At 64.0% G+C, this 22,493-nt stretch carries 19 protein-coding genes; 15 read left to right on the plus strand and 4 right to left on the minus strand.

The features are described from left to right. Window positions 1-484 precede the first annotated feature (484 nt). Window positions 485-889, plus strand: a complete 405-nt coding sequence (locus ACR2J1_RS09235; RefSeq protein ID WP_434019036.1) for a hypothetical protein — start codon at window positions 485-487, stop codon at window positions 887-889. 58 nt (window positions 890-947) lie between these two features. Beyond that, on the plus strand, window positions 948-1,364 hold the full coding sequence (locus ACR2J1_RS09240; protein WP_434019037.1) for a cupin domain-containing protein: 417 nt from the start codon (window positions 948-950) through the stop codon (window positions 1,362-1,364). Here ACR2J1_RS09240 and ACR2J1_RS09245 read toward each other — a convergent pair. Further along, window positions 1,361-1,756: a hypothetical protein gene (locus ACR2J1_RS09245; protein WP_434019038.1), complete on the minus strand. Its 396-nt coding sequence runs from the start codon at window positions 1,754-1,756 to the stop codon at window positions 1,361-1,363. The genes ACR2J1_RS09240 and ACR2J1_RS09245 overlap by 4 nt on opposite strands. Before the next feature lie 108 nt (window positions 1,757-1,864). Continuing rightward, window positions 1,865-2,473 carry a hypothetical protein gene (locus tag ACR2J1_RS09250; protein ID WP_434019039.1) on the minus strand — a complete coding sequence of 203 codons (609 nt, stop codon included), beginning with the start codon at window positions 2,471-2,473 and terminating at the stop codon, window positions 1,865-1,867. Window positions 2,474-2,661: 188 nt separating this feature from the next. Between ACR2J1_RS09250 and mdh the strand changes: the two genes are divergently transcribed. The 6 genes from mdh to lpdA all read left to right on the plus strand — a co-directional run bounded on the left by mdh (window position 2,662) and on the right by lpdA (window position 11,647). Further along, complete coding sequence (gene mdh, locus ACR2J1_RS09255) at window positions 2,662-3,624, plus strand: malate dehydrogenase (RefSeq protein ID WP_434019040.1); 963 nt, start codon at window positions 2,662-2,664, stop codon at window positions 3,622-3,624. Window positions 3,625-3,660: 36 nt separating this feature from the next. Beyond that, window positions 3,661-4,830, plus strand: coding sequence for an ADP-forming succinate--CoA ligase subunit beta (sucC, locus tag ACR2J1_RS09260; protein ID WP_434019041.1), 1,170 nt, complete (start codon window positions 3,661-3,663; stop codon window positions 4,828-4,830). Continuing rightward, on the plus strand, window positions 4,830-5,708 hold the full coding sequence (gene sucD / locus ACR2J1_RS09265; protein ID WP_434019042.1) for a succinate--CoA ligase subunit alpha: 879 nt from the start codon (window positions 4,830-4,832) through the stop codon (window positions 5,706-5,708). The genes sucC and sucD overlap by 1 nt, the downstream gene beginning before the upstream one ends. Before the next feature lie 69 nt (window positions 5,709-5,777). Further along, window positions 5,778-8,645 (plus strand): 2-oxoglutarate dehydrogenase E1 component, encoded by a 2,868-nt coding sequence (locus tag ACR2J1_RS09270; protein ID WP_434019043.1) that lies wholly within the window; start codon window positions 5,778-5,780, stop codon window positions 8,643-8,645. 27 nt (window positions 8,646-8,672) lie between these two features. Further along, entirely contained in the window at window positions 8,673-10,019 is a 1,347-nt protein-coding gene (gene odhB, locus ACR2J1_RS09275; RefSeq protein WP_434019044.1) for a 2-oxoglutarate dehydrogenase complex dihydrolipoyllysine-residue succinyltransferase, read from the plus strand. Window positions 10,020-10,249: 230 nt separating this feature from the next. Further along, window positions 10,250-11,647, plus strand: coding sequence for a dihydrolipoyl dehydrogenase (lpdA, locus tag ACR2J1_RS09280; protein ID WP_434019045.1), 1,398 nt, complete (start codon window positions 10,250-10,252; stop codon window positions 11,645-11,647). A 3-nt stretch (window positions 11,648-11,650) separates the two neighbouring features. Here the strand turns inward: lpdA and ACR2J1_RS09285 are convergent, their stop codons facing one another. Both ACR2J1_RS09285 and ACR2J1_RS09290 read right to left on the minus strand, forming a co-directional pair. Next, entirely contained in the window at window positions 11,651-11,818 is a 168-nt protein-coding gene (locus ACR2J1_RS09285; protein WP_434019046.1) for a hypothetical protein, read from the minus strand. A gap of 145 nt (window positions 11,819-11,963) precedes the next feature. Then, window positions 11,964-12,917, minus strand: coding sequence for a tyrosine recombinase XerC (locus tag ACR2J1_RS09290; RefSeq protein ID WP_434019047.1), 954 nt, complete (start codon window positions 12,915-12,917; stop codon window positions 11,964-11,966). 91 nt (window positions 12,918-13,008) lie between these two features. On the opposite strand from ACR2J1_RS09290, the gene ACR2J1_RS09295 reads away from it, so the two are divergent. The 7 genes from ACR2J1_RS09295 to ACR2J1_RS09325 all read left to right on the plus strand — a co-directional run. Then, a complete protein-coding gene (locus ACR2J1_RS09295; protein ID WP_434019048.1) occupies window positions 13,009-15,195 on the plus strand; it encodes a primosomal protein N' in 2,187 nt (728 codons plus the stop codon). Between the two features lie 238 nt (window positions 15,196-15,433). Further along, window positions 15,434-15,994, plus strand: a complete 561-nt coding sequence (locus tag ACR2J1_RS09300) for a F0F1 ATP synthase subunit delta (RefSeq protein WP_434019049.1) — start codon at window positions 15,434-15,436, stop codon at window positions 15,992-15,994. Further along, window positions 15,994-17,523, plus strand: coding sequence for a F0F1 ATP synthase subunit alpha (gene atpA, locus ACR2J1_RS09305; RefSeq protein ID WP_434019050.1), 1,530 nt, complete (start codon window positions 15,994-15,996; stop codon window positions 17,521-17,523). Before ACR2J1_RS09300 ends, atpA begins: the two co-directional genes overlap by 1 nt. A gap of 36 nt (window positions 17,524-17,559) precedes the next feature. Then, on the plus strand, window positions 17,560-18,447 hold the full coding sequence (locus ACR2J1_RS09310) for a F0F1 ATP synthase subunit gamma (protein ID WP_434019051.1): 888 nt from the start codon (window positions 17,560-17,562) through the stop codon (window positions 18,445-18,447). Window positions 18,448-18,471: 24 nt separating this feature from the next. Then, on the plus strand, window positions 18,472-19,968 hold the full coding sequence (atpD, locus tag ACR2J1_RS09315; protein ID WP_434019052.1) for a F0F1 ATP synthase subunit beta: 1,497 nt from the start codon (window positions 18,472-18,474) through the stop codon (window positions 19,966-19,968). Window positions 19,969-19,976: 8 nt separating this feature from the next. Next, on the plus strand, window positions 19,977-20,381 hold the full coding sequence (locus ACR2J1_RS09320) for a F0F1 ATP synthase subunit epsilon (RefSeq protein ID WP_434019053.1): 405 nt from the start codon (window positions 19,977-19,979) through the stop codon (window positions 20,379-20,381). 134 nt (window positions 20,382-20,515) lie between these two features. Further along, on the plus strand, window positions 20,516-22,493 hold a 1,978-nt coding region (locus ACR2J1_RS09325), incomplete at its 3' end, for an efflux RND transporter permease subunit (protein WP_434019054.1).

Consider the following 22,493-nt stretch of genomic DNA (forward strand, 5'->3'; position numbering starts at 1 on the left):
GGCCCGGCGTCCGAAAAATCTGCCGCGAAAGAGCATGCGTGAGAGCGCATGTGGCGCGCCGGACGGCGCCCGCCGCGATCCCATGGTCGCGGACACTTAATGTTTGCGCCTTTCGGCGCGCCACCCCTTATTGGGGTCGGAATATCTCAAGCCGACCCGGACGCTTGCGGCGTCGCGGTAATGAGACGCATGTCTTCGCGAAAGGATGACTTGAATCGACTGCGCAATCCCAAATAGGGCGAAACCGTGACTGCGAATGGCTCTCGCGAGCCAATCGTCCCGATTGACGCGGTGATGACGATGACGACGTCAATATCGAGGTTGCCGGGTGCGGACGTGAACGTTGGCGATTGATGCGGCATCGCCACCAATGCTGCGCGGAAACTCTTCAAGGCGGATAAAGTTGAATCTATCGGCGCAAGCCGAAGCTAGGGGATCGTCGCCTAGCGTGCAGTCGGGGGATTAGAGCCAAAGGAGGCTTCAGATGACCTCGTCTCTTCGTAATTCTATCGTTGTCATTGTTGTTGCCGGAAGCGCTGCGTTTGCAACCGCGCCGGTGTTCGCGGCCGATTTTGCCGGCGGCGATTTCTTCGGCACCTACAGCTATATCGGCCCGAGCGCCGACTATCCGCCTTATGTCGAGGCCGAGCCGGTCTATCCCGTTCCCGTCTATCCTGTGCCGCGATACGCGGCTCCGGTCTATCCTGCGCCCGTGGATGCTTATGACGGCCCGCCTGTCGAATATGTCGGGCCACCGCCGGTCGCGGGCTATGTCCCGCCGCCGGTCGGCTATTACGGGCCGCCTTCTGTCGGCTATGCCGAGCCTCCATTGGTCGAGGATTATGCGCTGGCGCCCGACTCCGGGATTGCCGTCGGCCTCGATTACTAGCGCCACGCCACATGACCTGCGAAGTTGACTCGTTTTGGATCTCGCTACGGGGTGCTCGATGAACTGCAAATCGCTGCTTTTGGCTGTGGCGCTCGCGGCCGCCGTCGTGCCCGAGGCATCCTTCGCACGCGAGGCTGGTGTCGCGGACGGGGTGGTCGCGAAAGAGCTGCTCGAAGAGCAGTTCGCCGGCGACCCCAGCAAGGAAGTCGTGACGCACACCTACAGCTTCCCGGCGGGAGCGATGGTGCCTTGGCACATTCATCCCGATGCGCATGAAATTGCCTATGTGCTCCAGGGCGATTTCGCGCTTGAGATCGAGGGACACGGTCGGAAGTCGTTGAAGGTGGGCGAGAGCTTCTATCTCGCGCCAAACCTCGTGCATCGCGGCATGAATGAGGGCAAGGAGCCGGTGAGGCTCTTCGTGGTTCGTATCAAGCCCAAGGACAAGCCGCTCGCCGTCGAGGTGGAGCGCTAGGCCGGGGTGCCGCGCCGCTCTTGCCACAATCCGTAAAGCCCGACAGCCCAGCCCGATATGGCCATGACCCAGTAAAAGAGCCGTTCTTTGTCCCCGAGCGCCGCGCCAAGCTGGTAAGGCGTGAAGGCTCCCAAGAGGACCGCGGCGGTGTAAAAGGCCGCGAAGGCCAGCACGAAGGCGGTGGCATAACGGGGCCGGTAGAAGCCGATAAAGCTGCCGACGACGCCCCAAAAGCATTGCACGGCGGCGTTCAGGGGGTCGAGGCGAAAGCCGAGCGCGAAATCGTTCGGGTCGGTGCCGAAGCCGTAATAGGCGTAGGCCAAGAGCAATAGGCCGCCTCGCGCCAGCAGAAGCACGCTGAGCCGCGCGCCCCAGACCACGAGCGGCGTCATGTCCGCATCGTCGTTAGCGAGAGCTTCGGCGGGGGCTTGCTTTTTTCCGGATTTCTCTGCCGTGATCGCCTCCTTTTGTGCGCCGCGACCCTAAGCTCGGGCTGAATCCTATTGGCCAGAGATCGTGCAGTTCGGCGGCGGCAGCGAGTCGACGGTGATCTTGCCGCCCGGAAGGGTGGTGGGCTCGAGGAACGTGCGCGTCATGAAGACATAGGCAGACGGCGGTTCGAGCGCCGCGATCTCCACCATGGCGTTGATGGCGATCGGCGTCTTGCTCAAGGGCGCTTCGGCGCGGCAACCCGACATTGTGGCGAACACAATGTCCTCGTCCTGGATCTGCTTCGCATCCAGCTTGCCGGTGACGCAGGCCTCGATCGCGGCCTTGTCCGGCATCATAACCGTCGCCGGCCCGGAAGCGCGAATGCCCATCACCGAGGTCTTCTTGCCGTCCACCTCGCCTTCGCGGATCTCTTTGGTCGCGGGCAAGGACATCTCGCCGAAGGAGCCCATGACCTTGAGGGTGCCTTCCGCGTCGCCCTCATAGATCATGGTCATCTGCGAAGGCTGACCGGCGTCGCGCTCTTCGCAGGTGATGCTCACCGGCTCCGCGCCCGCGCTGCAAGCGAAGAGGCCCGTTGAGAGGAGCAACACCGACGCGCGGGCGGCCGCGGCATAGCGGTGGAGGTTCAATTGGCTGCGGTCCTCGCGAATTCCCATCGTTCCCCTCATTGGATGCCATCGGGCGGGATCATCGGGCCGAAGCCCGCGTCTTGTCCATCGAGATCGGCAATTTGGCCCCTCTAGCGCCTTGCGCCCCGGCAAGATTGCATTTAACCAACCCTTCCCGCCGGCGCTGGTCCAGGAAGCGATCAGCGACCCGCTAGGCCGAAAATTGGAGGGATGTCATGGCGCGTAGCCGCATTGCGCTTATCGGGGGCGGCCAAATCGGCGGCACGCTCGCTCATCTTGCCGGCATAAGGGAGCTTGGCGAGATCATCATTTTCGACGTGGTCGACGGCATGCCGCAAGGCAAGGCGCTCGACCTGTCGCAATCGGCCCCCGTGGAAGGCTTCTCGGCGAAGTTCCGGGGCGTCAACGAATATGCGGAGATCAAGGACGCCGATGTGGTGATCGTCACTGCCGGCGTGCCGCGCAAGCCCGGCATGAGCCGCGACGATCTGATCGAGATCAACCTCAAGGTCATGGAGCAGGTTGGCGCCGGCTTGCGCAAATACGCGCCGGAAGCCTTCGTCATCTGCGTCACCAACCCGCTGGACGCCATGGTGTGGGCGCTCCAGAAGACGAGCGGCCTGCCGCGCAATAAGGTGGTCGGCATGGCGGGCGTGCTCGACGCCGCGCGCTTCCGCCTTTTCCTGTCCGAAGAATTCGATGTCTCGCCGGAAGACGTGACGGCGCTCGTGCTTGGCGGACATGGCGACACGATGGTGCCGCTGGTGCGCTATTCCACAGTGGCCGGCATTCCGCTGACCGATCTCGTGCGCATGCGCTGGATCACGCAGAAGCGGCTCGACGAGATCGTGCAGCGGACCCGCGACGGCGGCGCCGAGATCGTCGGCCTGCTGAAGACGGGCTCCGCCTTCTACGCGCCCGCCGCCGCTGCGCTGGAGATGGCGGAGTCGTATCTCAAGAACAAGAAGCGCGTGCTGCCCTGCGCCGCCTATCTCAATGGCGAGTACGGCGTGAAAGGCCTTTACGCCGGCGTGCCTGTCGTCATCAGCGCAAAGGGCGTCGAGCGCGTCGTCGAGATCGAGCTGACCTCCGCCGAGCAGGATATGTTCAATCACTCGGTCGAGTCGGTGAAGACGCTCGTCGAGCTTTGCCAGAGGATCGCGCCGAGCTTGGCTTAAGCGCCGGGGCGCGATCCACGCATTGCGGCAGCACGCATGAATATTCACGAATACCAAGCGAAGGACCTGTTGCGCGCCTATGGGGCGCCCGTTGCCGAAGGCCGCCTCGCGGAGACGGCGGAAGAGGCCGCGCGCGCGGCGAAGGAGCTCACCACCGACGTTCTGGTGGTGAAGGCGCAGATCCATGCCGGCGGCAGAGGCAAAGGCGGCGGCATCAAGCTCGTCAAAAGCCTTGAGGAGCTGCATGCCGAGGCTGATCGCATCCTGGGCAAGCCCCTGATCACGCCGCAGACGGGGCCGAAGGGCCGGCTCGTACGCCGCGTCTATATCGTCGAGGACACGAGCATCGTGCGCGAGCTTTACCTTTCGCTGCTCGTCGATCGCGCTAGCGGCCGCGTCGCTTTCGTCGCCTCGACGGAAGGCGGCGTGGATATCGAAAAAGTCGCCGCCGAAACGCCGGAAAAGATTCTCGCCGTGGATGTCGACCCGGCCACGGGGATGAGCCCGTTTTACGGCCGCATGATCGCGGCGGCGCTGCGGCTCGAGGGCGACCTCGGCAAGCAATGCGGCAAGCTCGTCGCGTCGCTCTACAAGCTCTTCATCGAGAAGGACGCGAGCCTGATCGAGATCAATCCGCTCGTTGTGACGAAGGATGGCCGCCTCGTGTGTCTCGATGCGAAGATGGCCTTCGACGACAATGCCATGTTCCGGCACCCGGACGTTGCCGAGCTGCGCGACATTCATGAGGAGGACCCGGCCGAGGTCGAGGCCTCCAAGCACGACCTCTCTTACGTGAAGCTCGACGGCAATATCGGCTGCATGGTCAACGGCGCCGGCCTCGCCATGGCCACCATGGACATCATCAAGCTGTATGGCGGCGAGCCCGCGAACTTTCTCGATGTCGGCGGCGGCGCCACCAAGGAACGCGTCACGGAGGCGTTCAAGATCATCCTTTCCGACCCGCATGTGCAGGGCGTGCTCGTGAATATTTTCGGCGGCATCATGCGTTGCGACACCATCGCCGAGGGCATCATCGCCGCGGCGCGCGAGGTGAAGCTCGCGGTGCCGCTCGTGGTGCGGCTGGAGGGCACGAATGTCGAGCGCGGCAAGAAGCTGCTGCAAGACTCCGGCCTTGCCATCATTCCCGCCGACGATCTCGACGACGCCGCGAAGAAGATTGTCGCCGCCGTGAAGGATGCCGCCTGATGGCTGTTCTCATCGAAAAGAGCACACGCGTCATCTGCCAAGGTTTTACCGGCGCGCAGGGCACGTTCCATTCGCAGCAGGCGACCGAGTACGGCACCAGCATGGTCGGGGGCGTCACGCCGGGCAAAGGCGGCAGCCAGCATCTCGGCCTGCCGGTGTTCGACACCGTGCTGGAAGCCGTGCGCGAAACCGGTGCGGATGCGAGCGTGGTCTATGTGCCGCCGCCCTTCGCCGCTGACGCCATCCTCGAAGCCATCGATGCCGAAGTGCCGCTGGTGGTATGCATCACCGAAGGCGTGCCCGTGCTCGACATGGTAAAGGTTAAGCGCGCGCTGTCCGGCAGCAAAACGCGCCTGATTGGGCCGAACTGCCCCGGCATCATCACGCCGGACCAGTGCAAGATCGGCATCATGCCAGGTCATATCCACAAGCCCGGCATTGTCGGGATCGTGTCGCGCTCGGGCACGCTGACATATGAGGCGGTGGCGCAGACCACGGCGGCCGGGCTTGGACAGTCGACCTGCATCGGCATCGGCGGCGATCCCGTGAACGGCACGAATTTCATCGACTGCCTCGCCTTATTCCTCGCTGACGATGCGACAGAGGCGATCATCATGATCGGCGAGATCGGCGGCAGCGCAGAGGAAGAGGCGGCCGCTTACCTGGCGGACGCCAAGACGAAGAAGCCCGCGGTGGGCTTTGTCGCAGGCTCGACCGCGCCGCCCGGGCGGCGCATGGGCCATGCCGGTGCCGTCATCTCAGGCGGTAAAGGCGACGCAAAGCATAAAATTGAGGCAATGCGCGCAGCCGGAATAGTCATGGCAGACTCGCCCGCCAGCCTTGGAACGACCCTTGCACGGGTATTACATCAAGGTTGAGCCCCGGCGCCCAACGCTCGCCGTTTTTGCCGTTCACGCCGGGTATCGCAACAACCGGCAGGAGATTCGATGACACGGCATGAGCTGAACGACGTGTTTGCACGCACGTCGTTCCTACAAGGCGCGAACGCTACCTATCTCGCCGCGCTTTACGCAAGCTATCAAAGCAATCCCAACTCCGTAGATCCCGAGCTGGCTGATTTCTTCGCGAGCCTCGACGACATCAAGGCCGACGTTCTCGCCGAGGCGCGCGGACCGTCATGGCAGCGCCGCAATGGCGGCGCGGCCCGCATTGAAGATGACGGTTCGGGCGCGATCGTCGGCGATCGCAGCGCCGTTGACGCGGCGCGCGATACGCTGGGTGCACGCCTGCTGATCCGCGCGTACCGCACCCGCGGTCATCTCGTCGCCAAGCTCGACCCGCTGGAGCTCACTACACGCCGCGAGCATCCCGAGCTCAAGCCGAAGAGCTACGGCTTCACCAAGGCGGACTACGATCGCCCGATCTATATCGGCGGCGCGTTCGGCCTCGAATTCGCGACCGTGCGCCAGCTGCTCGATGTTCTGAAGCGCACCTATTGCAACACCATCGGCGCCGAATACATGCATATCTCCGATCCCGAACAGCGGGCGTGGATCCAAGAGCGCATCGAGGGCAGGGAGATCGGCTTCACGCCGGAAGGCAAGAAGGCGATCCTGAAGAAGCTGATCGAAGCCGAGACCTTCGAGCGCTTTATCGACGTGAAATATACCGGCACCAAGCGCTTCGGCCTCGATGGCGCGGAGTCCACGGTGCCGGCGCTGGAGCAGATCATCAAGCGCGGCGGCCAGCTCGATCTCGGCGAGATCGCGATCGGGATGCCGCATCGCGGGCGCCTGAACGTGCTCGCCAATGTCATGGCCAAGCCTTACCGGGCGATCTTCAACGAGTTCAAGGGCGGCAGCGCGCATCCCGACGAGATCGAAGGTTCGGGCGACGTGAAATATCATCTCGGCGCATCGTCGGATAGGGAGTTCGACGGCAATCGTGTGCATCTGTCGCTGAGCTCGAACCCATCACATCTGGAAATTGTCGACCCCGTTGTTTTGGGCAAGGTGCGCGCGAAGCAAGACCAGGCGCACGACAAGGAGCGCCGCCAGGTGCTGCCGCTGCTGCTGCATGGCGATGCGGCCTTTGCCGGGCAGGGTGTGGTGGCGGAATGTTTCGGCCTGTCCGGCTTGCGCGGCCACCGCACCGGCGGCTCGCTGCATTTCATCGTCAACAACCAGATCGGCTTCACCACGGCGCCGCGCTTCGCCCGCTCCTCGCCCTATCCGTCGGACGTAGCGAAGATGATCGACGCGCCGATCCTGCATGTGAACGGCGACGATCCCGAAGCCGTCGTGCATGTCGCCAAGATCGCTATCGAGTTCCGCCAACGCTTTGGCAAACCGGTCGTGATCGACATGTTCTGCTATCGCCGCTACGGCCATAACGAGGCCGACGAGCCCGCCTTCACGCAGCCGCTGATGTATCAGCGCATCCGCCAGCATCCCACCGTGGTCGAGCTCTATACGCGGCGGCTGATCGAGGAAGGGCTGCTCACGCGTGAGGAGATCGAGGCGCAGCAGGCCGAGTTCCGCGCCTATCTGGAGACGGAGTTTGCCGCGAGCGACGCGTATCGTCCGAACCGCGCCGACTGGCTCGACGGCAAATGGTCCGGCATCGGCCTGGCGGAGGAAGGCGCCCGGCGGGGCATGACCGCCGTCGACATGGAGGTGCTGAGGGAGGTCGGCCGCAAGCTCACCACTATCCCGAAAAGCTTCCACCCGCATAAGACCGTCGTGCGCATCATGGCCAATCGGCGCAAGATGATCGACGATGGCGTGGGGCTGGACTGGGCGACGGCGGAGTCGCTCGCCTATGGCACGCTTCTGATCGAGGGCTATCGCGTGCGGCTGTCGGGCCAGGACAGCGAGCGCGGCACGTTCTCCCAGCGCCACGCGGTGCTGATGGATCAGGAGAACGAGAAGAAATACACGCCGTTGAAGCACATCTCCAAGGAGCAGGGCCCGTTCGAGGTCATCAACTCGATGCTCTCGGAGGAGGCGGTGCTTGGCTTCGAATATGGCTATAGCCTCGCCGAGCCCAACGCTCTCGTTCTCTGGGAGGCGCAGTTCGGCGATTTCGCCAATGGCGCACAGGTCGTCGTCGACCAGTTCATCTCATCGGGCGAACGCAAATGGCTGCGCATGTCCGGCCTCGTGCTGCTGCTGCCGCATGGCTATGAGGGGCAGGGCCCCGAACATTCCTCGGCACGGCTTGAGCGTTATTTGCAGCTTTGCGCCGAAGACAATTGGCAGATCGTCAACTGCACCACGCCAGCCAACTATTTCCACGTGCTACGGCGCCAGCTTCACCGCCAGTTCCGCAAGCCGCTGGTGATCATGACGCCGAAGTCGCTTCTTCGTCATAAGCGCGCGGTATCGGAGCTTGATGAGCTCGGACCAGGCTCGAGCTTCCACCGGGTCCTATGGGATGATGCGCAGATCTCACCGGCCGACACCGTACAACTCGTGCCCGACGACCAGATGCGGCGGGTCGTGCTCTGCTCCGGCAAGGTCTATTACGATCTCTACGAGGAGCGCGGCAAGCGCGGCGTCAATGATGTCTATCTGCTGCGGCTGGAGCAGCTTTATCCCTTCCCGGCCCGCGCCCTCATTCAGGATCTGTCGCGCTTCAAGGACGCGGAGATGGTGTGGTGCCAGGAGGAGCCGAAGAATATGGGCGCCTGGAGCTTTATCGAGCCCAACCTTGCGTGGGTGCTCGATCATATCGGCGCCAAGCACCGGCGTCCGCGCTATGCTGGGCGTCCGTCTTCGGCGGCGACGGCGACCGGGCTCATGAGCAAGCATCTGCGCGAGTTGCAGTCATTTCTCGATGAGGCTTTAAACTAGATCGGGCGGCGAGCAGGGGCAGGAGCCATGGCGACAGATATTCGCGTGCCGAGCCTGGGTGAATCCGTCACTGAGGCCACCGTTGGGCAGTGGTTCAAGCAGGCGGGCGACGCGGTCACAGCCGACGAGCCGCTGGTCGAACTCGAAACCGACAAGGTGACGGTCGAGGTGCCGGCGCCTGTCTCCGGCGTGCTCTCCGATATCATCGTCAAATCCGGCGACACGGTCGCGGTCGGTACCGTGCTCGGCGCGATTGCCGAGGGCGCCGGCAAGGATGCACCGCCTAAGCAAAAGTCCGTGGAGTCCGCGCCCGCGGAAATGGCAGCAGTGCGGCCCGGTGCCAAGATGGCTCCCCCGCCAGAGCCAGTCACTAAGAAGGGTGCTGTCGCGTCTCCTGAAGAGCCGGTGCAGCCACGCGCCGAAACGCCGCCGCTCGAGCGGGAGCCGTTCCAACGCGAAGAGATCAGCCTCGAAGATATGCAGCCGTCGCCTGCCGCGCGCAAACACCTCGCCGAGCAGGGCCTGAGCGCCCACGACGTCACAGGCTCCGGCCGCCGCGGCCAGGTCTTGAAGCAGGACGTGCCCGTTGCCGGCGCCGCCGACGCCTTGCTGGCGCGGGCGCGGAGACCAGCTCCGATGCCCTCAATGCGATCGCCCATCGCACCCCGTGACGAAGCGCGCGAGGAGCGCGTGCGCATGACGCGGCTGCGGCAGACCATCGCCAAGCGGCTGAAGGAAGCGCAAGACACCGCCGCGATGCTCACCACGCTCAACGACTTGGATATGAGCGCGGTGATGGAGCTTCGGCGCGAATATCGCGACGCCTTCGAGAAGCGCCACGGCGTCAAGCTCGGCCTAATGGGTTTCTTCGTCAAGGCGGCGACGCAGGCGCTGAAGGACATTCCCTCCGTCAATGCCGAGATCGACGGCGAGGATATCGTCTACAAGAATTACTATCATGTCGGCGTCGCGGTCGGCACCGAGCGCGGGCTGGTGGTCCCGGTGCTGCGCAATGCCGATCAGATGAGCCTCGCCGAGATCGAGTCCGGCATCGCGGAGTTTGGCGCGCGTGCGCGCGACGGTAAGCTCAAGCTTGAGGAGATGCAGGGCGGCACCTTCACCATCTCCAATGGCGGCATCTACGGCTCGTTGCTGTCGACGCCGATCCTCAACGCGCCGCAATCCGGCATTCTCGGCATGCACCGCATCGAGGAGCGCGCGGTAGTGCGCGCCGGCCAGATCGTTGTGCGGCCGATGATGTATCTCGCGCTTTCCTACGACCACCGCCTCGTCGACGGCAAAGAGGCCGTGACCTTTCTCGTGCATATAAAGGACGCGATCGAGAACCCCGCTCGTCTCGTCCTCGACCTTTAATGCCGCGCCCACCCAATTCCGCGGATTTGTTGGACCCGGCGACTGTATCTGCCCCAAGGTGATGCCCTCGGCAGGCAATAGAGTGACCACACAATGCGCCTATTCGGCATTTTTCTAAGGATTTCCGCGATTTTGGCGACGCTGGGCCTCGCGCAGCTTGACGGGACTTTGGGATGCGGGACGCGGCGAGGAGACTTTGACGCCAGACGACTAAGGGGGAAGACAATTTTATGAGTTACGACCTCGCCGTCATCGGCACGGGACCTGGCGGCTATGTCTGCGCAATTCGCGCGGCGCAACTCGGGCTGAAGGTGGCCGTGATCGAGAAGCGCGCCACCCATGGCGGCACCTGCCTCAATGTCGGCTGCATTCCGTCCAAGGCGCTGCTGCATGCCAGCGAGCTTTATGCGGAAGCGGGTCACAGTTTTGCGGCGATGGGCATCAAGGTGAAGCCCGCGCTCGATCTTGCCGCCATGCTCGCGTTCAAGGACGAGGGCGTGAAGGGCAATGTCGACGGCGTCGCGTTTCTCCTGAAGAAGAACAAGATCGACCATTTTCACGGGACCGGCTGCATCGCGGCGCCGGGCGAGGTCGAGGTCACGTTCATCAACGGCGAAAAGCAGATGGTCGACGCGAAGAGCATCGTCATTGCAACAGGATCGAGCGTGGCCGCGATTCCGGGCGTCGCGATCGACGAGAAGCAGATCGTGTCCTCGACCGGGGCTTTGTCGCTGCCGGAGGTGCCGAAGCGTCTGGTGGTGATCGGCGCGGGCTATATCGGGCTTGAGCTTGGGTCGGTGTGGGCGCGGCTCGGCGCGGAAGTGACCGTGGTCGAAATGCTCGACCGTGTCGCGCCAAGTCTCGATGCAGAAGCGGCGAAGCAGCTTCAGCGCGTGCTCACGAAGCAGGGCATGAATTTCAGGCTCGGCACCAAGGTCGCGAAGGTCGAGACAAAAGGCAAGAGCTGCACGCTGACGCTCGAGCCCGCGAAGGGCGGCAAGGCGGAGACGCTCGACTGTGACGTGGTGCTGGTCGCCATCGGCCGCGTGCCGAACACCGAGGAGCTAGGCCTGGCCGACGCCGGCGTGGCGACCGACAATCGCGGCCGTGTCGTCGTCGACGAGAATTTTCAGACCAACGTGTCCGGCGTTTACGCCATCGGCGATGTCATCCGCGGTCCGATGCTCGCGCATAAAGCCGAGGACGAAGGAATCGCGGTCGCAGAAATTCTTGCCGGTCAGGTGGGTCACGTGAATTACGATGCGATCCCGAGCGTCGTCTACACCGCGCCGGAAGTGGCCTCGGTTGGCAAGACCGAGGAGGAGCTGAAAGCGGCCGGTATCGCGTATCGGGTCGGCAAATTTCCCTTCACTGCGAATGGCCGCGCCAAGGTCAACCGCACCACCGAAGGCTTCGTCAAACTGCTGGCGGAGGAGGGCAGCGACCGTGTGCTCGGCGTGCACATTATCGCCGCAGACGCCGGCACCATGATCGCCGAAGCCGTCGTGCTCATGGAGTTCGGGGGTTCGGCGGAGGATCTCGCGCGGATCTGTCATGCGCATCCGACGCTCAACGAGGCGATCAAAGAGGCAGCGCTCGCCGTCGACAAGCGCGCCATCCATATGTGACGCCTAGCGGCGGCGGGCCACGCGCCGTTTGGGCTTTGACAATCGTGTGGCGCGCACCGACTCTTCTTCGACCACCGGACGCATGACGCCCTCCGGCGTGTCGGATAGCACGGAGGCGACGAGCGCGGCGAAGCCGACAAACTCGATCACGCCGATGATGGCGGACCCCATCCCCAACGGTCGCGCGTATCGGCCCAGTCCGACGCACCGCACCGTTCACCCAGGACGCGAGCTGCACATTCGCGGGATAGATCAGGCCCCACCACAAAAGCAGAGCACCGCGGTCAGCGCCATCGGCATGGATTTCCCCTGGCAGTTACGAGCGCGGATGCGCGCTCGTATAGATCTTGAGCAAATGCGCGCGGTCGACTTCGGTGTAGCCCTGCGTGGTCGAGAGGCTGGCGTGACCGAGCAGCTCCTGGATCGCGCGCAGATCAGCACCTGCGCCGAGCAGATGCGTGGCGAAGGAATGCCTGAGCGCATGGGGAGTCGCGGTGTCGGGGAGACCGAGCGCGCCGCGCGAGCGCGCAATGGCGAGCTGTAGGATGCGCGGCGAGAGTTGTCTCCCTTGCGCGCCCACGAAGAGCGGGCCATCGGCGGGAAGCGGCAAAGGGCACAGGTCGAGATAGGCTTCAACCGCCTCGCGCGTGATGGGAAGCACGGGCACCACGCGGGTCTTGCCGCCTTTGCCGAGCACGCGCAGCATGTCGCGGCCCTTGATCGGCGCGTCGCGGCGGTTGAGGGACAATGCTTCTGAGATGCGCAAGCCCGATCCGTAGAGAAGCGTCAGCACGGCAGTATCGCGCGCGGTGATCCAGTCCGGTGCGTCGGGTGAGGCGATATCGGCGCTCTCGATCAGGGCGGTGGCTTTCGGCGCGGTGAGCGGCTTCGGCACCGAATGCGGGATCTTGGGCAGCGAGACGGTACGCACGGCGTCGTTCTTGCCGAAACCGCGGCGTTCAAGGAAGCGATAGAACATGCGGAGCGCCGACAGTGCGCGCGACAGGCTGCGGCTGCCGACGCCGGTCATGCGGCGTGCGGCGAGAAAGGCGCGCACATCGCGTGCGGAGAGGGAAAAGAGACGCGGCAAATCGGGCAGGCAATTGCCATGCGGCCCGAGGAAGGCCAGAAACTGGCCGAGGTCGCGGGCATAGGCTTCGCTAGTTTTGGGCGAAAGCTGCCGCTCGGTCGATAAATAGGTCAGCCAGGACGCGGCCGCGTCCTTGACGTCCTGCGCCGCGCTCAAGCCTTCAGTTCTTGATTCCGCCACGTGGCAACCCCGGCATTGCGGCGCCCTAGCCGCCGAATCGATATCATGAGACACGACTCCTTCTCGCAGCTTAACCGGAAAGGCCGCCTGCTTGGCTAAATCCGCAACGCAGCCTGTGACGGTTCCAGTGCTTTTGCCGCTCGCATTGCCGGCGCCCTACGATTACGCCGTGCCGGAGGGCATGCAGGTGGCGCCGGGGCGGTTCGTGGTCGTGCCGCTCGGATCCGTGGAATATCTGGGCGTAGTGTGGACGCGCCCCGAGGGCGCGGAGCCGCCCAAGATCAATCCCGACAAGCTGCGCGGCATCATCGAAGTGGTGGACGATGTTCCGCCCTTGCCGCCGGTCTCGCTCGCGTTTGCCGATGGGGCCGCGGCATACAATCTCTCCACGCCCGGCATGGTGCTGCGCATGATGATGAGCGCGAGCCAGGCCTTCACGCCGCCCACGCCGCGTTTTGGCGTGCGCCTCGTGGGGCAGCCGGAACGCCTGACGCCCGCCCGCGCCCGGGTGCTGGAGCTCGCGCGCAACGGCATGATCTGGACCAAGTCGAGCCTGGCGGAAGCTGCCGGCGTCAGTGCAGGCGTCGTCAATGGCCTGGTCGAGACCGGGGCGCTCGTCATGGAGAAGCTGCCCGATCCGTGGGCCGTGCCATTCGATCTTGCGAAGGGGCGCGCGCGGTTGACGCCGGAGCAGGCCGAGGCTGCGGACGCGCTGCTTCAGCAGACCGGGGACGGCTTCGCCGTGAGCCTGCTCGACGGCGTCACCGGTTCCGGCAAGACGGAAGTGTATTTCGAGGCGATCGCCGCCGCGCTTGAGCGGGGCCAGCAGGCGCTGGTGCTGATCCCAGAGATCGCACTTACCAGTCAGTTTCTGACGCGTTGCGAAGAGCGCTTCGGCGCGAAGCCGGCCGAGTGGCACTCGGGGCTCGCCGGGCCCATGCGCGGGCGGGTCTGGCGCGCGGTGGCGCAAGACGAGGCCCAGCTCGTGGTCGGCGCCCGCTCCGCCCTGTTCCTGCCCTTTCCAAATCTCGGTCTCATCGTCGTGGATGAGGAGCACGACCAAAGCTACAAGCAGGAGGAGCGCGTGCCCTATCAGGCGCGCGACATGTCCGTGCTGCGCGGCTCGCTCGGGCAATGCCCTGTGGTCCTGAGTTCGGCCACGCCCTCCATCGAGAGCCTCGTGAACGTGGCGCGGCGCTACCACCACATCCGCCTTGCCGAGCGCTACAAGGCCGCGAGCCTGCCTGTGATCGACGCCATCGACATGCGCGCGACGCCGCCGGAGCGCGGCCGCTGGCTGTCGCCACCACTGGTCGAAGCGGTGGCCGAAACGCTGGCGCGGGGCGAGCAGGCGCTGCTGTTCCTCAATCGCCGCGGCTATGCGCCGATCACGCTCTGCCGCAAATGCGGCTTCCGCTTCGAGTGTCCCAACTGCTCCGCATGGCTCGTCGAGCATCGCTTCCGCCGGCGGCTCGAGTGTCACCATTGCGGCACCTTCGTGCCCATTCCCGAGACCTGTCCCAATTGCGGAGCGGAAGAGTCGCTCGTCGCGTGCGGGCCTGGCATCGAGCGCATCGCCGAGGAGGTGGCCGAACTCTTTCCCGATGCGCGCCGCGTGCTCCTGTCGAGCGACATTACCCCCAGCATTACCGATCTGCGCGAGACCTTGCGCGAGATCGAGGAGCGCGAGGTTGACGTGATCATCGGCACACAGCTCGTGGCCAAGGGTCACCATTTTCCAGGTCTCGCTCTTGTCGGCGTGGTCGATGCCGATCTCGGTCTCGCGCATGCCGATCCGCGCGCGGCGGAACGCACCTTCCAGCTCATGCATCAGGTGACGGGACGCGCTGGACGCGCGGCCATCAAGGGGCGCGGCGTGATCCAGACCTTTATGCCGGAGCATCCGGTGATTCAGGCGCTCGTATCCGGCGACCGCGACACCTTCCTGGAGCGCGAGATCGCCGCACGAAAAGACGCCGGCCTGCCGCCTTTCGGACGGCTCGCGTCCCTCCTCGTCACCGGCAGCTCGCGTCAGGCGGCGGAGGCCTATGCCCGCGATGTTGCCCGCGCGGCGCCGCAGGCGGCAAAGATCCATGTGCTCGGGCCGGCCGAGGCGCCGCTCGCCGTCATTCGCGGCCGCTACCGCTTTCGCCTGCTGGTGAAGTCGGCCCGCGAGGCCGATCTCCAGGCCTATTTGCGGCTGTGGCTCAAGGATGCGCCGAAGCCCAAAGGCAACGTCCGCGTCCAGGTCGACGTCGACCCTTACTCGTTCCTTTGACCGCCCGCCCAGGCCTGCTCCATATCAGCGCCAAGGGACCGGCAAATGCCTTATCTTTCTGGAGAATCCGACCCCCGATTGTTGCGCGGCCCTTTGGCCTATGTTAAACGCACGCCGGGCTTCCGGGGGGCCGTTAGCGGCGCTTTTCGCCTGTTGACGCGGGGTCTCAATCAAGAAAGAGCTGGGTTTGACGGGCGCGACCGATGCTAAGGCGGCCGCCCGGGGAAAGGCGTTTCGAGTGGCAGGCGAAGATCAATCAAGCGCAGGCGTAGCGGGCCGTTATGCCACCGCTTTGTTCGACCTCGCGCGCGAGGCGAAGGTGCTCGACAAGGTCGAAACCGACCTCAATCGCTTCGGCGAGGCGCTCAATTCCTTCGAAGACCTGACGACCTTGATCAAGAGCCCGCTCTTCAGCGCAAGCGAGCAGCAGGGGGCGCTGGCCGCGATCCTGGAGAAGCTCAAGATCGAGGGTCTGACGCGGAATTTCCTCCTGCTCGTCGCCGAGAATCGCCGGCTGTTCGCCACCCCTGCCATGCTGCGTGCCTTCCGTGGCCTGCTGGCGCGGCATCGCGGCGAGGTGAGCGCCGAAGTTCTGTCAGCGACGAAGCTCAAGGATACGCAGCGCACGGCGCTGAAGCAGGCGCTCAAGGCTGCGCTCGGCAAGGACGTGCAGCTCGAGGAGGGGGTCGATCCGGGCCTGCTCGGCGGCCTCGTCGTCACAATCGGCAGCCGCATGATCGACACGTCGCTCCGCACGAAACTCAATAGTCTCAAGCATGCCATGAATGAGGTTGGTTGATGGATATCCGCGCCGCTGAGATCTCCTCGATCCTGAAGGAGCAGATCAAGAATTTCGGGCAGGAGGCGGAAGTCTCCGAGATCGGCCAGGTGCTGTCGGTCGGCGACGGCATCGCCCGCGTTTACGGCCTCGACAAGGTCCAGGCCGGCGAGATGGTCGAGTTCGCCGACGGCACGCGCGGCATGGCGCTCAATCTCGAGATCGACAATGTCGGCATCGTGATTTTCGGCGACGACCGCCACATCAAGGAAGGCGACATCGTCAAGCGCACCGGGGCCATCGTCGAGGTGCCGGTCGGCAAGGGCTTGCTCGGCCGCGTGGTGGACGGTCTCGGCAATCCGATCGACGGCAAAGGCCCCATCCAGTCCGACGAAAAGCGCCGCGCCGACGTGAAGGCGCCGGGCATCATTCCCCGCCAATCCGTGCACGAGCCGATGCAGACCGGCCTCAAGGCCATCGACGCGCTGATCCCCATCGGCCGTGGCCAGCGCGAGCTGATCATTGGCGACCGCCAGACCGGCAAGACCGCCATCATCCTCGACGCCATCCTCAATCAGAAATCGATTAACGAGCGCGGCGACGAGAAGGTGAAGCTCTATTGTATCTATGTCGCCATCGGGCAGAAGCGCTCGACCGTCGCGCAATTCGTGAAGGTGCTCGAGGATAACGGCGCGCTGCCATATTCCATTGTCGTCGCCGCCACCGCGTCGGATCCGGCGCCCATGCAGTTCCTGGCGCCCTTCGCCGGCTGCGCCATGGGGGAGTATTTCCGTGACAACGGCATGCACGCGCTGGTGGCTTACGACGATCTTTCCAAGCAGGCGGTGGCCTATCGCCAGATGTCGCTTCTGCTCCGCCGTCCGCCCGGACGCGAAGCCTATCCCGGAGACGTTTTCTATCTGCATTCCCGCCTGCTGGCGCGCGCGGCCAAGCTCAACGCCGATAACGGCTCGGGCTCGCTGACAGCGCTGCCGGTGATCGAGACGCAGGCCAACGACGTGTCGGCATATATTCCGACCAACGTGATCTCCATCACCGACGGCCAAATCTTCCTCGAGACGGACCTGTTCTATCAGGGCGTCCGGCCTGCGGTGAACGTCGGTCTGTCAGTCTCCCGCGTGGGCTCCGCCGCGCAGGTGAAGGCGATGAAGCAGGTCGCCGGCAAGATCAAAGGCGAGCTCGCGCAATATCGCGAGATGGCGGCCTTCGCGCAGTTCGGCTCCGACCTCGATGCCACTACCCAGCGCCTGCTCAATCGCGGCGCGCGCCTGACGGAGCTTCTGAAGCAGCCGCAATTCTCGCCGCTCAAGGTCGAGGAGCAGGTCGTGGTGATCTATGCCGGCGTCAACGGCTATCTCGATCCCCTGCCGGTGTCGGACGTGCAGCGCTTCGAGGCCGAGCTGCTGCGCTATATGCGCGACAAGCATCCGGGCATACTCGACACCATCCGCGACAGGAAAGAGCTTTCCAAGGAAACCGAGGCAGCGCTCAAGGGCGCCGTCGACAGCTTCTCCAAGGCCTTCGCCTAAGATGGCTTTGATGTTGGGGAGCGATAGGACCTAGCCATGGCTTCGCTGAAGGAGCTGCGCAATCGCATCGCCAGCGTGAAGGCGACGCAGAAGATCACCAAAGCCATGCAGATGGTGGCGGCGGCGAAGCTTCGGCGCGCGCAGATGGCGGCGGAGGCCGCGCGGCCCTACGCCACGCGCATGGAAGCCGTGCTCGCAAGCCTTACCGGCGCGCTGGCCGGGCATGAAGGCGGCTCGCCGCTCATGGTTGGCACCGGCAAGGACGATGTGCATCTGCTCGTCGTGTGCACCGCCGAGCGCGGGCTTTGCGGCGGCTTCAATTCCTCGATCGTTCGCCTGGCGCGCGAGCACATCAACCGCCTTCTCGCCGAGGGCAAGGACGTGAAGATCTTTTGCGTGGGCCGCAAGGGTTTCGACCAGTTGAAGCGCCAATATGCCTCGCGCATCATCGAGGTCGTCGAGTTTAGGGGCGTGCGGCAGCTCGGCTTCGAGCATGCCGAGAAGGCCGCGCAGATGGTGCTCGACCTGTTCGCGCGCGGCGAGTTCGACGTGGCGACGCTGTTCTTTTCGCGGTTCCGCTCCGTGATAAGCCAGATCCCGACGGCGCAGCAAATCATCCCGGCGCAAGTCCCGGAAAATGCGCCGCCTGCCGACGAACTCCTCAAAGGAGCGGTTTACGAATACGAGCCCGACGAGGCCGAAATCCTCACCGATCTTCTGCCGCTCAACATCACGGTGCAGATCTTCAAGGCGCTGCTGGAGAACGCTGCGTCGGAGCAGGGCGCGCGCATGGGCGCCATGGACAGCGCCACCCGCAACGCCGGTGAGATGATCGACCGCCTCACCATGAGCTACAACAGGTCGCGCCAAGCCATGATCACCAAGGAGCTGATCGAAATCATCTCCGGTGCCGAGGCACTCTAGTATTTAGGACGCAAGGAAACTCGCATGGTCAAGAAAGCCGCCGTCGTCGCAGAGACGAAGAAGCAAGAGAAGAAGATCGCCGAAGGCAAGGGCGCGGAGGGCGAGGTGCGCCAGGTCATGGGCGCCATCGTCGACGTGCAGTTCAGCGATCAGCTGCCTGAGATTCTGAACGCGCTCGTGACGGACAATCAGGGCAATCGCCTGGTGCTTGAGGTCGCCCAGCATCTTGGCGAGAACACCGTGCGCACCATCGCCATGGACTCCACAGAGGGACTGGTGCGCGGGCAGAAGGTCACCGATACGGGCGAGGCGATCTCGGTTCCCGTGGGGGAGGAGACCTTGGGCCGCATCATGAATGTCGTGGGTGAGGCGGTCGATGAGGCCGGTCCCATCAAGACGGCCGAGCGACGCCCCATCCATGCGCCGGCACCCTCTTATGTCGACCAATCAACCGAAGCCGAGATCCTCGTCACCGGCATCAAGGTCGTGGATTTGCTCGCGCCTTACGCCAAGGGCGGCAAGATCGGCCTGTTCGGCGGCGCGGGCGTGGGCAAGACCGTGCTCATCCAGGAACTCATCAACAACGTCGCCAAGGCGCATGGCGGCTTCTCGGTGTTCGCCGGCGTCGGCGAGCGCACGCGCGAGGGCAACGACCTTTATCACGAGTTCATCGAGTCCGGCGTGAACAAGGATCCGCAGAAGAACAACGGCTCGACCGCGGGCTCCAAATGCGCGCTGGTTTACGGCCAGATGAACGAGCCTCCGGGCGCCCGTGCGCGTGTCGGCCTCTCCGGCCTGACCGTTGCCGAATATTTCCGTGACCAAGGCCAGGACGTGCTGTTCTTCGTCGACAACATCTTCCGTTTCACGCAGGCGGGGTCCGAGGTGTCGGCGCTTCTGGGCCGCATTCCCTCGGCCGTGGGCTATCAGCCGACGCTCGCCACCGACATGGGCGCGCTCCAGGAACGCATCACCACGACGCACAAGGGCTCCATCACCTCGGTGCAGGCCATCTACGTTCCTGCCGACGATTTGACCGACCCGGCGCCGGCCACGTCGTTCGCGCATTTGGACGCCACGACGGTGCTGTCGCGCTCCATCGCGGAGAAGGGCATCTATCCTGCCGTGGATCCGCTCGATTCCACCTCGCGCATGCTGTCGCCGCTGATCGTCGGCGAGGAGCATTACGCCGTTGCCCGGCGCGTGCAGGAAATCCTGCAGCGCTACAAGGCGCTCCAGGACATCATTGCCATTCTCGGCATGGATGAGCTGTCGGAGGAGGACAAGATCGCGGTTGCGCGCGCGCGCAAGATCGAGCGCTTCCTGTCGCAGCCTTTCTTCGTCGCCGAAGTGTTTACCGGCAGCCCCGGCAAGTTTGTCGATCTCGCCGATACGATCCGCGGCTTTAAGGAGCTTTCGGAAGGCAAATACGATCATTTGCCCGAGGCAGCGTTCTACATGGTCGGCACCATCGAGGAGGCGGTCGATAAGGCGGAGAAGTTCGCCGCCGAAGCCGCGTAAGGTCGATCATGCCTGATCCGTTCAAATTCGAGCTCGTATCGCCGGCGCGGCTCGTCGTGTCCGGCGATGTCGAGCAGGTGCTGGTGCCGGGCTCCGAAGGCGACTTCACCGTGCTCGCCTATCATGCCCCGGTCCTGACGACACTGCGGCCGGGGGTGGTGGATATCGTGACCGCCGGCGGCGAGAGCGTGCGTTATTTCGTGCGCGGCGGATTTGCCGAGGTCGGACCCGCCGGGCTCACGATCCTTGCCGAGACGGCGGTCGATCTGGCCGAGATGGACGCAAGCGATCTCGTGCAGTCGATCGAAAATGCCGAGGAGGACGTTCAGGACGCCAAGGACGATCTCGCGCGGGACCGGGCGCAGACCAAGCTCGACCAGCTTCGCCAGGTGCAGGGCGCTCTCAACCTCTAGCTGCCTCCCAAGAGACAATCTGGCACATCGCGTTATGGCATCGACCCAAGTCTTGGTATAAGGCGGATTCGGAGGGGGGAGCTCTTATCCGCGAAGATCCGGGGACGCCGGACACGCCAGGAGCGGCACCAAGAATGCAGCAGAAGACCGAGACGAAAGCGGTGCGTTCGCTCACCTTCGGCCTTGAGCGCCTCGGCCTGCTTGCGCTCCGCTATCCCATTCTTGCCGCTGTCATTGTCGGCGCGCTGACGGTCGCCGCTGGGTTCGGCTATAGCAGGATCCAGGTCGACGATTCTCTTTCGGAATTGTTCCGCACCGACACGCAGGAATTTCGCGACTACGAGACGATCTCCGAGCGCTTCCCGTCGAGCGAATATGATGTCCTTATCGTCGTCAGCGGCAAGGGACTGCTGCAGCGGAAATCCGTCGAAGCGCTCCGCGATCTGGTCATCAACCTGCAATTTGTGGACGGCATGGACGGCCAGGTCTCGCTCTTTTCAGCGCGCGAAGCGCCGGAGCCCGGCAAGATCCCCGGTCCGGTATTCCCGGCAGAACTGCCCACGGGCGAGGCTTACAAGGACCTAATCGACCAGGTCCGTCGCAACGAGATTATTTCCGGCAAGCTGCTTTCCGAGGACGGCACACTTACCCTCATCCTGCTTGCTCTCGATCGCAAGGTCGTGGCCGAGCAGGGCTTGGGCCATGTCGTGAAGCAGATCGACGACACGGCGAAGGAATATCTGAAGGATACCGGGCTGCAGATGCAGCTCTCCGGCGCACCGGTGATGCAGCTCGAGATCCGCAATGCCGTGGAGCGCGACCGCTTCAAATATAACGTGCTCGGATTTCTGTTCGGCGCCATCATCGCCTACGCCTTCTTCCGGCGCTTCTCTCTGATGGTGATCGCCGCGCTGCCGCCGGTCGTTGCCATAATCTGGTCGCTCGGCACGTTCGGGTGGCTCGGCTTCAAGCTCAATCTCTTCTTAAACGTCATGATCCCGCTGATCATGGTTCTTGGCTTCTCCGATTCCATGCAGCTCACGGTCGCCATGCGCAATCGCCTGGTAGAAGGCGACCGCCGCATCAAGGCGGCGCGGTATTCCACCCTCGTGGTGGGCCCCGCTACCGTGCTGTCGTCGGCGACAGCCTTTTTCTCCTTCGTTGCGCTGTTCTTCTCGGAGTCGGCGCTGATCCGGACCTTCGGCTTCGCCGGCGCTCTCTCGACCATGATTGCGTTCCTGGCCTGTATCGTGCTGGTGCCGCTCCTGACGCGCATGCTGATCCCGCGCAACACGGCCAAGTACACGGAAAATTTGCGGAGCCACAATTCGGCGATGGAGTGGCTGCAGCGCGCCTGCGGCTGGATTGCCGAGATCGGCGTGCGGCATCCCAAAACCATTGTCAGCCTTGGCCTGGCGCTCGTTATCGGTCTTGGCGCGATCTACGTCACCCTCACCCCGCGCTACCGGCTCGCGGACCAGGTGCCTGATCGCGAGCAGGCGGTGGCGGCAAGTGCACAGCTTGACGATAAGCTGACCGGCGCTAACCCGCTTCACGTCATGGTCGATTATCCGAAAAACCTTACGCTCTACGATCCGCAGGTTTTGAACGCCATCGCGGAAGTGCACAGCCTCATCGAGAAGCAATCGGGCGTGGGCAATGTGTGGTCGGTGGAGACCTTGCGGCGCTGGCTGGCCAAGACCCAGGAAGACACGCCCGAGAAGCTGAACGAATATGTGTCGATCCTGCCGGATTATTTGACGAAGAGGTTCATCGACGAGAAGGACAATTCCGTCGTCGTCACGGGCCGCATCCCCGATGTCGATGTGAGCGACCTCCTGCCCGTGATCAAGAATCTCGACTCCGAACTCGACACGGTCCGCAAGGCGCATCCCGATTACCGGATCGTGGTGACGGGCCTTTCGGCGATTGCCGCGCGCAACAGCGCCACCATGATCGGCAAGCTCAACGCAGGGCTGACCACCGAGATCGTCTTCATCTGCGTGTTTCTCGGGCTCGCCTTCCGCTCCTTTACCGTGATCCTGGTCAGTGTGCTGCCGATCCTGTTTCCGGTCTTCGCGGCGGGCGCCTTTCTCGCCGCAAGCGGGGAGG

The organism is Methyloceanibacter sp. (genome assembly GCF_050999895.1).
Classification (GTDB): Bacteria; Pseudomonadota; Alphaproteobacteria; order Rhizobiales; family Methyloligellaceae; genus Methyloceanibacter.

What these genes read in the sequence shown, in the direction of transcription:
- ACR2J1_RS09235 (WP_434019036.1), top strand. Translation starts at nt 485, where the DNA reads ATGACCTCGTCTCTTCGTAATTCTATCGTTGTCATTGTTGTTGCCGGA.
- ACR2J1_RS09240 (WP_434019037.1), top strand. Translation starts at nt 948, where the DNA reads ATGAACTGCAAATCGCTGCTTTTGGCTGTGGCGCTCGCGGCCGCCGTC.
- ACR2J1_RS09245 (WP_434019038.1), bottom strand. Translation starts at nt 1,756, where the DNA reads ATGACGCCGCTCGTGGTCTGGGGCGCGCGGCTCAGCGTGCTTCTGCTG.
- ACR2J1_RS09250 (WP_434019039.1), bottom strand. Translation starts at nt 2,473, where the DNA reads ATGGGAATTCGCGAGGACCGCAGCCAATTGAACCTCCACCGCTATGCC.
- mdh (WP_434019040.1), top strand. Translation starts at nt 2,662, where the DNA reads ATGGCGCGTAGCCGCATTGCGCTTATCGGGGGCGGCCAAATCGGCGGC.
- sucC (WP_434019041.1), top strand. Translation starts at nt 3,661, where the DNA reads ATGAATATTCACGAATACCAAGCGAAGGACCTGTTGCGCGCCTATGGG.
- sucD (WP_434019042.1), top strand. Translation starts at nt 4,830, where the DNA reads ATGGCTGTTCTCATCGAAAAGAGCACACGCGTCATCTGCCAAGGTTTT.
- ACR2J1_RS09270 (WP_434019043.1), top strand. Translation starts at nt 5,778, where the DNA reads ATGACACGGCATGAGCTGAACGACGTGTTTGCACGCACGTCGTTCCTA.
- odhB (WP_434019044.1), top strand. Translation starts at nt 8,673, where the DNA reads ATGGCGACAGATATTCGCGTGCCGAGCCTGGGTGAATCCGTCACTGAG.
- lpdA (WP_434019045.1), top strand. Translation starts at nt 10,250, where the DNA reads ATGAGTTACGACCTCGCCGTCATCGGCACGGGACCTGGCGGCTATGTC.
- ACR2J1_RS09285 (WP_434019046.1), bottom strand. Translation starts at nt 11,818, where the DNA reads ATGGGGTCCGCCATCATCGGCGTGATCGAGTTTGTCGGCTTCGCCGCG.
- atpA (WP_434019050.1), top strand. Translation starts at nt 15,994, where the DNA reads ATGGATATCCGCGCCGCTGAGATCTCCTCGATCCTGAAGGAGCAGATC.
- ACR2J1_RS09310 (WP_434019051.1), top strand. Translation starts at nt 17,560, where the DNA reads ATGGCTTCGCTGAAGGAGCTGCGCAATCGCATCGCCAGCGTGAAGGCG.
- atpD (WP_434019052.1), top strand. Translation starts at nt 18,472, where the DNA reads ATGGTCAAGAAAGCCGCCGTCGTCGCAGAGACGAAGAAGCAAGAGAAG.
- ACR2J1_RS09320 (WP_434019053.1), top strand. Translation starts at nt 19,977, where the DNA reads ATGCCTGATCCGTTCAAATTCGAGCTCGTATCGCCGGCGCGGCTCGTC.